Annotated in this window: 12 protein-coding genes; 6 read left to right on the plus strand and 6 right to left on the minus strand. The window is 72.0% G+C overall.

What is annotated here, in order from left to right; all coding sequences use genetic code 11:
• Positions 1-319: 319 nt before the first annotated feature.
• Positions 320-2185, minus strand: coding sequence for an aspartate--tRNA ligase (gene aspS / locus RKE29_RS10815; RefSeq protein ID WP_312004936.1), 1866 nt, complete (start codon positions 2183-2185; stop codon positions 320-322).
• A gap of 197 nt (positions 2186-2382) precedes the next feature.
• Here aspS and RKE29_RS10820 point away from each other — a divergent pair, with 197 nt between their 5' ends.
• The 3 genes from RKE29_RS10820 to RKE29_RS10830 all read left to right on the plus strand — a co-directional run bounded on the left by RKE29_RS10820 (position 2383) and on the right by RKE29_RS10830 (position 3847).
• Positions 2383-3120, plus strand: coding sequence for a helix-turn-helix domain-containing protein (locus RKE29_RS10820; protein ID WP_312004937.1), 738 nt, complete (start codon positions 2383-2385; stop codon positions 3118-3120).
• 167 nt (positions 3121-3287) lie between these two features.
• Positions 3288-3479 carry a hypothetical protein gene (locus RKE29_RS10825; protein WP_312004938.1) on the plus strand — a complete coding sequence of 64 codons (192 nt, stop codon included), beginning with the start codon at positions 3288-3290 and terminating at the stop codon, positions 3477-3479.
• Positions 3479-3847: a hypothetical protein gene (locus RKE29_RS10830; RefSeq protein ID WP_312004939.1), complete on the plus strand. Its 369-nt coding sequence runs from the start codon at positions 3479-3481 to the stop codon at positions 3845-3847. The genes RKE29_RS10825 and RKE29_RS10830 overlap by 1 nt, the downstream gene beginning before the upstream one ends.
• A 79-nt stretch (positions 3848-3926) precedes the next feature.
• Here RKE29_RS10830 and RKE29_RS10835 read toward each other — a convergent pair whose 3' ends face one another.
• Positions 3927-4880 carry a pirin family protein gene (locus RKE29_RS10835; RefSeq protein ID WP_312004940.1) on the minus strand — a complete coding sequence of 318 codons (954 nt, stop codon included), beginning with the start codon at positions 4878-4880 and terminating at the stop codon, positions 3927-3929.
• Between the two features lie 282 nt (positions 4881-5162).
• Positions 5163-5669 (minus strand): SseB family protein, encoded by a 507-nt coding sequence (locus RKE29_RS10840; RefSeq protein ID WP_312004941.1) that lies wholly within the window; start codon positions 5667-5669, stop codon positions 5163-5165.
• A gap of 132 nt (positions 5670-5801) precedes the next feature.
• On the opposite strand from RKE29_RS10840, the gene RKE29_RS10845 reads away from it, so the two are divergent.
• From RKE29_RS10845 to RKE29_RS10855, 3 genes are all read left to right on the plus strand, one after another.
• On the plus strand, positions 5802-7631 hold the full coding sequence (locus RKE29_RS10845) for an acyl-CoA dehydrogenase (protein WP_312004942.1): 1830 nt from the start codon (positions 5802-5804) through the stop codon (positions 7629-7631).
• 211 nt (positions 7632-7842) lie between these two features.
• Positions 7843-9162 carry a M18 family aminopeptidase gene (locus tag RKE29_RS10850; RefSeq protein ID WP_312004943.1) on the plus strand — a complete coding sequence of 440 codons (1320 nt, stop codon included), beginning with the start codon at positions 7843-7845 and terminating at the stop codon, positions 9160-9162.
• 98 nt (positions 9163-9260) lie between these two features.
• Positions 9261-9506 (plus strand): hypothetical protein, encoded by a 246-nt coding sequence (locus RKE29_RS10855; protein WP_312004944.1) that lies wholly within the window; start codon positions 9261-9263, stop codon positions 9504-9506.
• Positions 9507-9680: 174 nt separating this feature from the next.
• Here RKE29_RS10855 and RKE29_RS10860 read toward each other — a convergent pair whose 3' ends face one another.
• The 3 genes from RKE29_RS10860 to RKE29_RS10870 all read right to left on the minus strand — a co-directional run bounded on the left by RKE29_RS10860 (position 9681) and on the right by RKE29_RS10870 (position 13647).
• A complete protein-coding gene (locus RKE29_RS10860; RefSeq protein WP_312004945.1) occupies positions 9681-10127 on the minus strand; it encodes a DUF2690 domain-containing protein in 447 nt (148 codons plus the stop codon).
• Positions 10128-10481: 354 nt separating this feature from the next.
• Positions 10482-12299 carry an NHL domain-containing thioredoxin family protein gene (locus tag RKE29_RS10865; protein WP_312004946.1) on the minus strand — a complete coding sequence of 606 codons (1818 nt, stop codon included), beginning with the start codon at positions 12297-12299 and terminating at the stop codon, positions 10482-10484.
• A 67-nt stretch (positions 12300-12366) separates the two neighbouring features.
• Positions 12367-13647: a YncE family protein gene (locus tag RKE29_RS10870; RefSeq protein WP_312004947.1), complete on the minus strand. Its 1281-nt coding sequence runs from the start codon at positions 13645-13647 to the stop codon at positions 12367-12369.
• Between the last annotated feature and the right edge of the window lie 67 nt (positions 13648-13714).

Below are 13714 nucleotides of genomic sequence, written 5' to 3' on the forward strand. Positions count from 1 at the left end.
CCCCGGCCGGGCCCGCGCCGCGCGTGGCGGCCGCGGCCGGGTCTGGGGACCGGTGCCCCGCCCGGCGCGGCCCCCGCCGACGCCGAGTCCGGCTCAGGCGCCGCAGCCGGAGCCGGAGAGTCGGTGCGGCCGGAGCCGCCGGAGGGAGCGGCGGGAGCCGCCAGGGGCGTGCCCGACGGCGCTCCCGGCGGCGCACCCAGCGGCCTTAAGGGCGTCGCCGCCCGCACCGCACCTGCTTCCACGTTGTTCTCCACATCTGTGTAACGCGGGAGGGTACCGGCGAGGTTGCTGTCCGGGAGGATATTCCCCGTGGGCCTGGTCACGGCGCGGACGAGTCCGTCCGTTCGGCCCCTTCCATCCGTTCGGCCCCGTCCGTCCCTTCCGCCTGCCCGGCCGACCGGCCGGGCGCCGCCTGCCTGACCTTGGTCTGCGGCCGGCGCACCGACAGGTGCAGCTCCCGCAGCCGCGCCTCGTCCACCTCGCTGGGCGCGCCCATCAGCAGATCCTGCGCGTTGCCGTTGAGCGGGAAGGCGATGGTCTCGCGGATGTTGGGCTCGTCGGCCAGCAGCATCACGATGCGGTCGACGCCCGGGGCGATGCCGCCGTGCGGCGGCGCGCCGAAGCGGAACGCGCGCAGCATGCCGCCGAACTCCCGCTCGACGTCCTCGCGCCCGTACCCCGCGATCTCGAACGCCTTGTACATCACGTCCGGTTCGTGGTTCCGGATGGCGCCGGAGGACAGCTCGACGCCGTTGCAGACGATGTCGTACTGCCAGGCCAGCACGTCCAGCGGGTCCTGGGTGAGCAGCGCGTCCAGGCCGCCCTGCGGCATCGAGAAGGGGTTGTGGGAGAACTCGACCTGCCCGGTGTCCTCGTTGCGCTCGAACATCGGGAAGTCCACGATCCAGCAGAACCGGAACACGCCGTCTTCGAAGTGCCCGGCGCGCCGCGCGGCCTCGACCCGCACCGCGCCCATGATCCGCGACACCTCGTCGAACTCGCCCGCGCCGAAGAAGACCGCCGTGCCGGGCTTGCCGCCGACCTCGGCGACCAGCCGCTCGGTGTCCTCCTGGGTCAGGAACTTCGCGATCGGCCCGGTGAGCGTGCCGTCCTCGCCGATCCGCACCCAGGCCAGGCCCTTGGCGCCCTGTTCGACGGCGTACTCGCCGAGCTGGTCGAAGAACTTGCGCGGCTGCCCGGCACAGTCGGGCACCGGCAGGGCCCGCACGTGCCGCCCGGCGAACGCCTTGAAGCCGGAGTCGGCGAAGACGTGGCTGACGTCGACCAGTTCGAGGCGCGCGCGCAGGTCCGGCTTGTCCGACCCGTACCTCAGCAGCGCCTCGCGGAACGGGATGCGCGGGAACGGCGAGGTGACGTGCCGTCCGCCGCCGAACTCCTCGAACAGGTCGGTCATCACCTTCTCGATGACCTGGAAGACGTCCTCCTGCTCGACGAAGCTCATCTCCACGTCGAGCTGGTAGAACTCGCCCGGCGAGCGATCGGCGCGGGCGTCCTCGTCGCGGAAGCAGGGCGCGATCTGGAAGTAGCGGTCGAAGCCCGCGATCATCAGCAGCTGCTTGAACTGCTGCGGGGCCTGCGGCAGCGCGTAGAACCGGCCCGCGTGCAGCCGCGAGGGCACCAGGAAGTCGCGCGCGCCCTCCGGGGAGGTGGCCGACAGGATCGGGGTGGCCAGCTCGGTGAAGCCGAGCCCGGTCATCTTCTGGCGCAGCGTGGCGATGACGGCGGAGCGCAGCATGATGTTGCGGTGCATGCGCTCGCGGCGCAGGTCAAGGAAGCGGTACTCCAGGCGCCGCTCCTCGTTCACCCCGTCCTCCGGGAAGACGGTGAACGGCAGCGGCTCGGCCGCGCCCAGCACCTCGACCTCTGCGACCTCCACCTCGATCTCGCCGGTGGGCAGGTCGGGGTTGACGTTCTCCGCGCCGCGCGCGATGACGCGGCCGTCGACGCGGACGACGGTCTCCTTGGGCAGCGAGCTGAGCGCGTCGTTCGCGGCGGTGGCGTCGGGGCGCACGACGAGCTGGACCAGGCCGTAGTGGTCGCGCAGGTCGATGAAGAGGATGCCGCCCAGGTTCCGCCGGTTGTGCAGCCAGCCGGAGAGCCGCACGTCGGTGTCGACGTCAGCGGCGCGGAGCTCGCCGCAGGTGTGGGACCGGTACCGATGCATCGTTCATCCAAGTCGTCTGGTCGGGGGCTGGTCGGGCTGGTCGCCGCGCACGGCCGACGGTCAAGACTACCGTCGCCACCCTCGGCCGGAGACGCGCCGGTCCGCCCGCCCGGAGCGTATCCGTGCGGGTCCGTGCACGCGGGGCCCGTACGCCGCGGCGTACGGCCCGCCCGGAGCCGCCCCGACGCTTCCGTCCGGTGGACCGGCTGGAGATCCAGCCGGTCGGGCTGGTCGGCACCGTGCAGGAGAGGCCACGTCGCGGCTTCGCGGCATGCACGCAGGGGGGAACGTCATCCGAGGGCGTCCGCGTGCACTGCAATTCACTTCTTGCGCTTGCTTCGATTATTGCGGATACTGGATGGACAGCGCTGACCCGCACCACGCAGACCCGCCACAGCCTCACCCCAGTCTGTCGCCGCACCAACGGCAACGGACTCGCAGTGGCGCCCACTCACCGCAATCAGGGGGCGCAAATGACCAAGGTCGACATCCGTCCGGTGAAGCTGCCGGACGACCAGCAGGAAACCGCGAACCACGCCCTCGCCCGGGTTCGGACCTACCTGGCAGAACACCAGGACGCATCCCAGATCCACGTCAGCGTTCAGGACGGAGGCGGACGTGAACCCCTGGCCCTTCCTCGCGAGGCTGTGGAACTCCTCGCGTCGCTCCTCGCGCACCTCGGCGCCGGCCGGGCCGTGTCCGTCGTCCCGTCCGACGCCGAGCTCACCACTCAGCAAGCCGCCGACATGCTCAACGTGTCCCGCCCCTATCTGATCGGGCTCCTGGAGGCCGGGGAGATCGAGTACCGGACCGTCGGCACGCACCGCAGAATCACCGCGTCGTCCCTGCTGGAGTACCAGCGCAAGGACGATCACCGCCGCCGACTGGCCGCCGATGAACTCACCCAGCTCGGCCAGGAGATGGGAATGAGCTAAAGGCTGTCCCGCAATCCCTGGCGGGCTCCCGACGCCAGCTACGGCCACTCGCGGCGTTGGCGAAACGTCCGAATAGAACCACTATTCGGACGCTCCGCCGCCTTGCGATTGACCGCATCTGACGCCGCTCGCTGATCCACCAGGGATTACGGGACAGCCTTTAGTCCGTGGCTTTCGTCGCCGTCTACGACGCCAATGTCCTGTATCCGAGCACCTTGCGCGACGTCCTCATCCGCCTCGCGCAGATGGGCCTTGTGCAGGCGAAGTGGACGGACCAGATCCTCGACGAGATCTTCCGCAGCCTGAAGGAGAACCGACCCGACCTGGATCCGCGAAAGCTGGACCGGACGCGGGGCTGATGGCCGGCTCGATCCGGGACGTGCTGGTCAAGGGCTACGAACCGCTGATCGGCATACTCGATCTGCCGGACCCTGGCGACCGCCACGTCCTGGCGGCCGCCATCCGCGCGAAGGCACAGGTCATCGTCACGTTCAACCTGGCGGACTTCCCTGCGGAGAAGCTGTCCCCGTGGGATGTGCAGGCCGTCCATCCGGACGCGTTCATCGAAGCGCAGGTGGACCTGTCGCCGCGGCTGGTGTACGCGGGGCTTGCCCAGATCGCAGACGCCTGGAAGCGCCCGCCGAACGCGGTGGTGGCAGACGTGATCGCCTCGCTGGAAAGGGAGGGGATGGTGGCATCGGCCGCGGCGTTACGGACCTTGGCCTGACTCCCCCTCCCGGGCCGCCCCGCCCGAGTCGGCTGCCCGACTCGGGCGGGGCGGAGGGACGGAAAGCCCCCTGCGCCCCTCACGCCTCCTGGGCCGGCACCGTGCCCAGCCGCCCGGCCCGGAAGTCCTCCAGGGCCTGGGCCAGCTCCTCGCGCGTGTTCATCACGAACGGCCCGTAGTGCTCCATCGGCTCGCGGATCGGCTGCCCGCCCAGCAGCACCACCTCGAAGTGCGCGTGGCGCGACTCCTGCCGCTCGTCCGCCCGTACCGTCAGCGCGTCGCCCGCGCCGAAGACCACCGTCTGGCCGGTGTGGAACGGCCGCCGCTCGGCGCCCGCCGTGCCGCTGCCCGCCAGCGCGTACGCCAGCCCGTTGAAGTCGGCGCGCCACGGGAGGGTGACCTCGGCGCCGGGGCTGACCGAGACGTGCAGCATGGTGATCGGCGTGTGGGTGACGCCGGGGCCCTGGTGGCCGTCGACCGCGCCCGCGATCAGCCGCAGCAGCGCGCCGCCGTCGGCGGAGGTGAGCAGGCGGATCCGGCCGCCGCCGATGTCCTGGTAGCGGGGGGCCATCATCTTGTCGGCGCGCGGCAGGTTGACCCACAGCTGGAGGCCGTGGAACAGGCCGCCGCGGGCGACCAGCTCGGGCGGCGGCGCCTCGATGTGCAGCAGGCCGGAGCCCGCGGTCATCCACTGGGTGTCGCCGCCGTGGATGACGCCGCCGCCGCCGTGCGAGTCCTGGTGCACGAAGGTGCCGTCGATGAGGTACGTGACGGTCTCGAAGCCGCGGTGCGGGTGCCACGGCGTGCCGCGGGCCTCGCCGGCCGCGTACTCCACCTCGCCCATCTGGTCCATCATGATGAACGGGCTCAGGTGCCGGTAGTCGATGCCCGCGAAGGCGCGCCGGACCGGGAAGCCCTCCCCCTCCAGGCCGCTGGGGGCGGTGCTGACGGCGAGGACCGGCCGCTGCCGGGCCTCGGCGGGCGCGGCGACGCGCGGCAGGGTCAGGGGGTTGTCCACGGTCACGGCGGGCATGACGGCCTCCTCGGTCGGTCATCGTGCAATCTAGTTGAACGATGAACAACGCGCCAGTGGGTGGCATTCCCCGCCAAGTGCGTCACGGAATGCGCATTCCGCTTATGCCTGCGTAGACCATCGGACGTACCGGAACCGGCCCGCGGACACGCGAAGGCCCCCGCCCGCGCGAGACCCGCACGCGGGACTCACGAGAGAGCCGGGGGCGGAGGCGGTGAGCGCCGGACGGAAGCCTGGGCCCGACGGGACCGGGCCGCGAGAGGCCGGCGGGCCTCTGCCCGGCTACCCGTACATCCGCCGCATCATGAAGTCGACCATCTGCTCCACCGCCTTGGCGTCGAAGACCATCCGGTGGTCGCCCTCCATGTCCAGCACGAAGCCGTAGCCCGTCGGCAGCAGGTCGATCACCTCGGCGCCGGTGATCACGAAGTACTTCGACTCCTTGCCCGCGTACCGCCGCAGCTCCTTCAGCGTGGTGAACATCGGGATCACCGGCTGCTGGGTGCTGTGCAGGGCCAGGAACCCGGGGTTGTCGCCGCGCGGGCAGTAGACCTTGGACGTCGAGAAGATCTGCTGGAAGTCCTCCGCCGACATGGCGCCGGTGGTGAAGGCGCGCACCGCGTCCGCGAGCGACGGCGGCGACGGCTCGGGGTAGAGGGGCTGCTCGCCGTAGCCGCCCGGACCTGGCTGGTGCGGGAAACTCGGCTGGTGGGAGGGGTGCGGCTGCTGCGGGGGCGGCGGCGGAGCGTACCCCGCCCCCGCGCTCGCGCTCTGGTCGTAGCCGTACATGAACCGAAGCCTACTGAATCACAGGCCTCGACCAGAGGGTTGCCCTTTATTACCGACGGGTAGCATGATGGTCGTAGCCGGTTGTTCGATACGAGAGGGGACGACCCTCCCGAGCCTCTACGGAGCCGTCACATGGGCCACTACAAGTCGAATGTCCGCGACATCGAGTTCAACCTCTTCGAGGTGCTCGGGCGCGGTGAGGTGTACGGCACCGGGGTGTACGCGGACACGGACGTCGAGACCGCCAAGAGCATCCTGTCCGAGATCTCCCGCCTGGCGGCCAACGAGCTGGCCGCGTCCTACGCGGACTCCGACCGCAACCCTCCCGTCTTCGACCCGGCGACCAACACCGCGCCCCTCCCGGAGTCCTTCAAGAAGAGCTACCAGGCGTACGTCGACGCCGAGTGGTGGCGCCTGGGCATCCCCGCCGAGCTGGGCGGCACCACCTGCCCGCGCTCGCTGCTGTGGGCCTGCGGCGAGCAGATCCTCGGCTCCAACGCGCCGATCTGGATGTACAACTCCGGTCCGTCCTTCGCCGGCGTGCTCTGGGACGAGGGCACCGAGGAGCAGCGCAAGATCGCCCAGCGCATGACGGACCTCGGCTGGGGCTCCACCATGGTCCTCACCGAGCCCGACGCCGGCTCCGACGTGGGCGCCGGCCGCACCAAGGCCATCCAGCAGGCGGACGGCTCCTGGCACATCGAGGGCGTCAAGCGGTTCATCACCTCCGCCGAGCACGACCTCACCGAGAACATCATCCACTTCGTGCTGGCCCGCCCCGAGGGCCACGGCCCGGGCACCAAGGGCCTGTCGCTGTTCATCGTGCCGAAGTACGACTTCGACTGGGACTCCGGCGAGCTGGGCGAGCGCAACGGCGCCTACGTGACGAACGTCGAGCACAAGATGGGCCTGAAGGTCTCCAACACCTGCGAGGTGACCTTCGGCGAGAGCCGCCCCGCCAAGGGCTGGCTGCTCGGCGAGAAGCACGAGGGCATCCGCCAGATGTTCAAGATCATCGAGTTCGCGCGGATGATGGTCGGCACGAAGGCCATGGCCACCCTGTCCACCGGCTACCTCAACGCGCTGGAGTACGCCAAGGAGCGCGTCCAGGGCCCGGACCTGGCCGCCTTCACCGACAAGTCCGCCCCGCGCGTCACCATCACCCACCACCCGGACGTGCGCCGCTCGCTGCTCACTCAGAAGGCGTACGCCGAGGGCCTGCGCGCCCTGGTGCTCTACACCGCGACCGTCCAGGACGCGATCGAGATCAAGGAGACGGCGGGCGAGGACACCTCCGCCGAGCACCGGATCAACGACCTGCTGCTGCCGATCGTCAAGGGCTACGGCTCGGAGAAGGCGTACGAGCAGCTCGCCCAGTCCCTCCAGACGCTCGGCGGCTCCGGCTTCCTCCAGGAGTACCCGATCGAGCAGTACATCCGGGACGCCAAGATCGACACCCTGTACGAGGGCACCACCGCCATCCAGGGCCAGGACTTCTTCTTCCGCAAGATCGTCCGCGACCAGGGCAAGGCGCTGACGGCGGTCTCGGAGGAGATCAAGACGTTCCTGGCCGACGCGGCGGGCGGGGAGGAGCTGGCCGCCGCCCGCGACGAGCTGGCCAAGGCCGCCGCCGAGCTGGAGGGCATCGTCGGCGTCCTGCTGACCGACCTGACCGCCACCGAGAAGGACGTCACGTCCATCTACAAGGTCGGCCTCAACACCACCGGCCTGCTGCTGGCCTCCGGCGACGTGGTGATCGGCTACCTGCTGCTGCGCGGCGCGGCCGTCGCCGCCCAGAAGCTGGCGGAGGGCGTCTCCCCGCGGGACAAGGCGTTCTACGAGGGCAAGGTCGCGGTCGCGAAGTTCTTCGCGCGCGAGGTGCTGCCGGGGGTCGCGATGCGGCGCCAGGTGGCGGAGAACACCGACAAGTCGGTGATGGACCTGGACGAGGCCGCGTTCTGAGACCTGCGTCTCACCGCCTTCAGGGCGGTCGCCTCGGGAACGGCCCGGCCGTCCGGTACGCGCGCAGCGCACCGGACGGCCGGCCGAGGTGCACCGGCGCCGACCCGGACATCGGACCCGGACAGCAGACCCGGCGCCGTCCGGCGAACCCGGCCCGAACGGCCGACCCGCTCCGGCGGGCGGTCCGGCACCGGCTCCCTATTGTGGGGGCATGACCTCAGCGCACAGCCCCGCCGGCCCCGGCAGCCCCGAAAGCCCCGCCGGCGGCCACACCGACGACCTGATGGCCTACCTGGCCGCCAGCCCGTCCCCGTACCACGCGGTGGCGAACGCGGCCGCGAAGCTGGAGAAGGCCGGGTTCCGCCAGGTCCGCGAGACCGACGCGTGGGACGGCGGCACCGGCGGCCGGTACGTGCTGCGCGGCGGCGCGCTCATCGCCTGGTACGTGCCGGAGGGCGCGACCCCGGCCACCCCCTTCCGGATCGTCGGCGCCCACACCGACTCCCCCAACCTGCGCGTCAAGCCGCACCCGGACACCGGGGCGTACGGCTGGCGGCAGGTCGCGGTCGAGATCTACGGCGGCACGCTGCTGAACACCTGGCTCGACCGGGACCTGGGCCTGTCCGGCCGGATCACCCTGCGCGACGGCACCCGCCGCCTGGTGCTCGCCGACCGGCCGCTGCTGCGCGTACCCCAACTGGCCGTGCACCTGGACCGGGCGGTGAACACCGAGGGCCTGAAGCTCGACCGGCAGCGGCACATGACGCCGATCTGGGGCCTGGGGGACGTGGAGCGCGGCGGCCTGGTCCGCTTCGTCGCCGAGGAGGCCGGGGTGGCGGCCGAGGACGTGCTCGGCTGGGACCTGATGGCGCACGCGATCGAGCCGCCCGCCTTCCTGGGCCGCGACCGGGAGCTGCTGGCCGGGCCCCGGATGGACAACCTGCTGTCCGTCCACGCCGGTACGGCCGCGCTCACCTCCGCCGCCGCCCACCACCGCCTGCCCGCCATCCCCGTACTGGCCGCCTTCGACCACGAGGAGAACGGCAGCCAGTCCGACACCGGCGCCGAGGGCCCGCTGCTCGGCGGCGTGCTGGAGCGGTCGGTCTTCGCGCGCGGCGGCTCGTACGACGACCGGGCGCGCGCCTTCGCGGCCAGCGTCTGCCTGTCCTCCGACACCGGCCACGCCGTGCACCCCAACTACGCCGAGCGCCACGAGCCGGGCCACCACCCGCTGCCGAACGGCGGCCCGCTGCTGAAGGTCAACGTCAACCAGCGGTACGCGACGGACGGCGACGGACGGGCCGTGTTCGCGGCGGCGTGCGAGCGGGCGGACGTGCCCTGGCAGACCTTCGTCTCCAACAACGCCGTCCCCTGCGGCACCACTATCGGCCCGATCACCGCGGCCCGGCACGGCATCGCGACCGTCGACGTGGGCGTGGCGATCCTGTCCATGCACTCGGCGCGCGAACTGTGCGGCGCGCGGGACCCGTACCTGCTGTACCGGGCGCTGACGGCGTTTCTGGAGGGGTGAGCGGCCGCCCGTCGGCGAATTGCCCTGATTGGCTGTTAGTGGGCCGGGTACGCGAAGAGAGGACCAGCCCGAACGGCCAATCGATACGGGAGGCAGACATGGGCTTGGGAGGCTGCATCGCCATGCTCGCGGTGGGCGCGATCCTCACCCTCGCGACACCGTGGAACGGAGACGGTTTCAACGTCCACATCATCGGCCTGATTCTGATGTGCGTCGGCATCATCGGCATGTCCGCGTACATCAGCGTACTGAAGCGGCGGCCCTTCGGGGCGTCGACGCCCGTGACCCCGGTGGTGGACGAGGACCACCTGCACCACCGCCACCACCACAGCTACTACGACTGACGTCCGAGGGACCTCCTACGACTGAGGTGTGAGGGACCTCCAGCACTCGTCAGCGGGGGGCGGGCCCACCGGGCTCGTCCAGCCGCTCGGCGGCGCCCGGGACGACGGCGAGGACGGCGGCGGCACAGCGCCGCACCGAACGGCACCGCCTCGACAAGCGCGGGACAACAGAGGTCAGCGGATGTCGTCGGCGGACGCGGTGATGCAGAACTGCTCCCACGCAGGCTCCCCCTTCGCATCGTTCGCCTGTGCACATGCCTTCAGGGCGAATTCGCCCTCGGCAGCGACCATCGGGGTGAACTGGTCGTGGTCGTTGTGGATCACCCCTCTCCGCGTTTTGCCCGCACCGCGCGAGACGGTGACCATGTCACCGACATCCGCCTCGGTGATCTTGGCCCAGGCCGCCTTGCAGGCAGCGCTGTACTTGATCTGGAGCCGCACCGGTTCGGCCTTCTCACGGATCACTTTGCCGTCGCCGCCGCAGCCGTAGCCCTCCGGGCTCTTCCCCTCACAGCTCGCCCCGCGGCACTCCCTGGACCCGGGATCCGCGGCACTGGCGCTCTGGGCGTCGTCGCCGCCACCTCCCACGAACACCGGGATGAGCCCGCCGACCACGGCCACGATGAGTGCTCCCCAGATGGTCCCGGGATGCTGACGGCCGAGCCACAGCCACGAGCGCCGCAGGCGGTTCGGCGGGCCGGGGACGCCGGGTGACGGCGAAGGTCCATTGCCGGCAGCAGCCATGATTCCCCCCACGAGAAAAGACCATACCGCTCTGGCAAGGAACAGTGTGCCCTACCCATCCAACGAACTGAAAGACCATCACGACAGTCAAGCGAAGATAATATTCCCCCTGTAATCTCTGGCTGCCCGACATATCGGAGAGGCATATGCCGAGAGCCCTGACGATTCGGGGCCCACGCCTCATGAGCATCAGCAGCCACCGGCGCTTGACGAATCCCGTACGCCCGAGGTTCAACCCACCGCGTCCAAGCCGGCCAGCACCAGCGGCAGCCGGTCCGCGCCGCCGGGCGTGACCCGCACCGGCACCCCCCAGTCCTGCTGGTGCATGTGGCAGGCCGGGTACGGGTTCTCCGGGTCGGCGTCGCAGGATGCGGCCATCGCCGAGACGTGCAGCACGCCCTCCGTGACGCCCTCGGCCAGGACCAGCTCGCGGTGCAGCTCCGGGCCCGTGCCCGCGCCGGAGGCCAGCAGGCCCGGCGGCGTGGAGCCGACCTGGAGGCGGGTGGCCGGGCCGTGGCGGGTGTCGAGCTTCTGGCCCGTCGGCGGCTGGAAGACCACCTCCAGGCGCAGCGCTCCGGGGGCGACCTCGGTGGCGGCTCGCCGGGTGCGGTGGGCGGCCGGCTCGACCCGTACGGCCTCTTCCGGCAGCCGCAGCCGGGTCAGCCGGTGCCGGGCGGACTCCACCACCACCAGGTCGCCGTCGGCGAGCACCGCGCCGGACGGCTCGCGCAGGTCCGTGGCCAGGGTGGTCACCTCGCCGGTGGCCGGATCGTAGCGGCGCAGCGCGTGGTTGTACGTGTCGGCGACGGCCACCGAGCCGTCGGGCAGCGCGGTCACGCCGAGCGGGTGCTGGAGCAGGGCCCGGGCGGCGGGCCCGTCGCGGTGGCCGAAGTCGAACAGGCCGGTGCCCACGGCCGTGACGACCGCGAACCCGTCGCCGTCGCGCTCCACCCACCGCAGGGCCGAGGTCTCCGAATCGGCCACCCACAGCCGGTCGGGCGTGGCCGCCAGGCCGGAGGGCTGGGCGAACCACGCCTCGGCGGCGGGCCCGTCGACCAGGCCCTCGTTGGTCGTCCCGGCCGCCGCCCGTACGGTGTCGGACTGCGGGTCGTACGTCCACAGCTGGTGCACGCCCGCCATGGCGATCCACAGCCGGTCCGCGAACCAGGCCACGTCCCACGGCGAGGACAGGCTGACCTCGCGCGCGGGCCCCGCCGTGGGCTCGCCCTGCCACCACTGCCGCCCGGTGCCCGCCAGCGTGGTGACCTCGCCGGTGGCCGGATCGTAGCGGCGCAGCGCGTGGTTGACGGTGTCGGCGACGGCCACCGTGCCGTCCGGCAGCAGCGCCAGCCCCTGCGGCTCGGAGAACCGGGCCCGGTCCGGCCCGCCGTCCGCCAGCCCCCTGCTCCCCCGACCGATCCGGCGCAGCACCGTCTCACCGTCGGCGGCCAGCTCCACCAACGCGTGCCGCGTGGTGTCCGACACCAGGAAGGTGCCGCCCGGCAGCCGCACCGCCTTGCCCGGGAACCGCAGGTCTCCGGCCACCGGCTCCGGCGGTACGTACGGGCCGTCGCCGCGCCGCAGCGTGCCCTTGGCCGCGTGCTCGGCCTCCAGTTCGGCGACCAGCGCCTCGACGGCGTGCGCGTGCCCCTCGCCCGCGTGCTGCGCCACCACGTACCCCTCGGGGTCGATCACGACGAGCGTGGGCCAGGCCCGTACCGCGTACTGCTTCCAGGTGGCCAGCTCCGGGTCGTCCAGCACCGGGTGGGCGACCTCGTACCGCTCCACGGCGTCGGCGACCGCCTCCGGATCGGCCTCGTGCACGAACTTCGGCGAGTGCACGCCGACGATCACCACGGTGTCCCGGTGCTTCTCCTCCAGCTCCCGCAACTCGTCCAGGACGTGCAGACAGTTGACGCAGCAGAACGTCCAAAAATCCAGCACCGCGATGCGCCCGCGCAGGTCCGCGAGGGTCAGGTGCTTGCCGCCGGTGTTGATCCAGGCCCGTCCGCGCAGCTCGGGGGCGCGGACGCGCAGACGCTTGCTCATGGCACCAAGGGTGCCACCGTCCGCGCGCGCCCCGCCGGTCCCGTCACAGGGCTGCAACGAGACAGCCTCAAGGCAGGGTGGTGACGTCCACCGCCCGCACCTGCCGGGAGCCGAAGTCGGAGACGAGGAGGGTGCGCCCGTCCGGGCTGAGGGCCAGCTCGCGGGGGAAGGCCCCGGTGGGTATTCGGCCCAGGCCCGCCTTCGCGCCCTGGAGGGCGGCCTGGGTGTCCACGACGGTCAGCCCCGTGACGGCGCCCTCGGCGGCGAACCGGTTGGAGTCGGCGGTGACGATACGGGAGCCGCCGCCGGTGAAGGCCAGGCCGACCGGGGCGGTGCCGACCTGCACCGAGGTGAGCAGGGCGTTGCCGGGGTCGGCGGTCAGGCGTGCGGCGTCGAAGGCGAGCAGGGCGTTGCTCTGCCGCGCGGTGACCCACACCGTCGCGCCGTCGGGCGCGGCGGCGACCCGCACCGGATTGCACCCGGCGGGCACGCTGCCCAGCAGGGCCCTGCCGGGGGCGGTCTCCAGCGTGGCGAGATCGGCGACGCTGAGCAGGCCCGGGCCCGAGCCGTCCGGGGCGAGCTGGCTGGTCGCGTACACCCGCCGCCCGTCGGGGGACACCGCGACGCCGACGACCGCCTTGCCGAGAGTGAGGCTGCCGACGTACGCGCTGGCGGGGAACCCGCTGGTGACCGCCTTGCTCAGGTCGAAGACCTCGATGCCGCCGCGGTCGCCGGTCTGGCTGTTGCCGTACTCCTGGGTGACGAATGCGTACCGGTCGTCGGGCGACAGCGCCACCTGGATCGCGCTGGTCCCGGCCGTGCCGGTCAGCGTGCCGAGGACCGCGCCCGCCGTCCCGGCCGCCGCCTTCGCCGCGTCGACCACGATCGCGCCGCTGCCCGTGGCGGCGAGCAGGTAACGCCCGTCATGCGTCAGCGCGAGCCCGGTCGCCCCGCTGCCGCCCAGGCTCGCCACGGGCAGCGGTATCCGCCGGACCAGGCGAGGCGGGAACGAGTCCGTGGCGAGCACTCCCAGGTCGCCCTTCAGCGTCACGAACGCCGTGGGGCCGCTCGGCGCGTAGGCGAGCCCGAACGGAGCGGCCGGGACGTCGCGCGAGGCCGTGCGCACGCCGTCCAGGGTCTTCTGCCCCGGCGCGGTGGTCTGGCAGCCGGGCAGCGTCGCGGCGGCGGCCGTCGTCGCGCCGGTGGACACCAGGCCGGAGGCGGCCACCAGCCCGGCGGCGGCGACCGAAACCACGGCCCTGACAGGCCACCGCGGCCGACGGCTCGAACCGGCCACGGCTCGGTGCGTACGGGCGCGGAGGCGGTAGGCGAGGGGTGCGAGGTTCATGTGACTCAGCCTGCCACCCGGGTCTGACATCCGTGCGACGGCTGTGTGAAGCCGCCGCCGGGTAGCC

It is taken from the genome of Streptomyces sp. B1866 (assembly GCF_031932565.1).
In the GTDB taxonomy this organism is placed as follows: Bacteria; Actinomycetota; Actinomycetes; order Streptomycetales; family Streptomycetaceae; genus Streptomyces.

Bases quoted from the DNA above. Each gene is read 5' to 3' on its own strand.
- aspS (WP_312004936.1), bottom strand. From the start codon at position 2,185: ATGCATCGGTACCGGTCCCACACCTGCGGCGAGCTCCGCGCCGCTGAC.
- RKE29_RS10840 (WP_312004941.1), bottom strand. From the start codon at position 5,669: ATGTACGGCTACGACCAGAGCGCGAGCGCGGGGGCGGGGTACGCTCCG.
- RKE29_RS10850 (WP_312004943.1), top strand. From the start codon at position 7,843: ATGACCTCAGCGCACAGCCCCGCCGGCCCCGGCAGCCCCGAAAGCCCC.
- RKE29_RS10855 (WP_312004944.1), top strand. From the start codon at position 9,261: ATGGGCTTGGGAGGCTGCATCGCCATGCTCGCGGTGGGCGCGATCCTC.
- RKE29_RS10835 (WP_312004940.1), bottom strand. From the start codon at position 4,880: ATGCCCGCCGTGACCGTGGACAACCCCCTGACCCTGCCGCGCGTCGCC.
- RKE29_RS10830 (WP_312004939.1), top strand. From the start codon at position 3,479: ATGGCCGGCTCGATCCGGGACGTGCTGGTCAAGGGCTACGAACCGCTG.
- RKE29_RS10870 (WP_312004947.1), bottom strand. From the start codon at position 13,647: ATGAACCTCGCACCCCTCGCCTACCGCCTCCGCGCCCGTACGCACCGA.
- RKE29_RS10845 (WP_312004942.1), top strand. From the start codon at position 5,802: ATGGGCCACTACAAGTCGAATGTCCGCGACATCGAGTTCAACCTCTTC.
- RKE29_RS10865 (WP_312004946.1), bottom strand. From the start codon at position 12,299: ATGAGCAAGCGTCTGCGCGTCCGCGCCCCCGAGCTGCGCGGACGGGCC.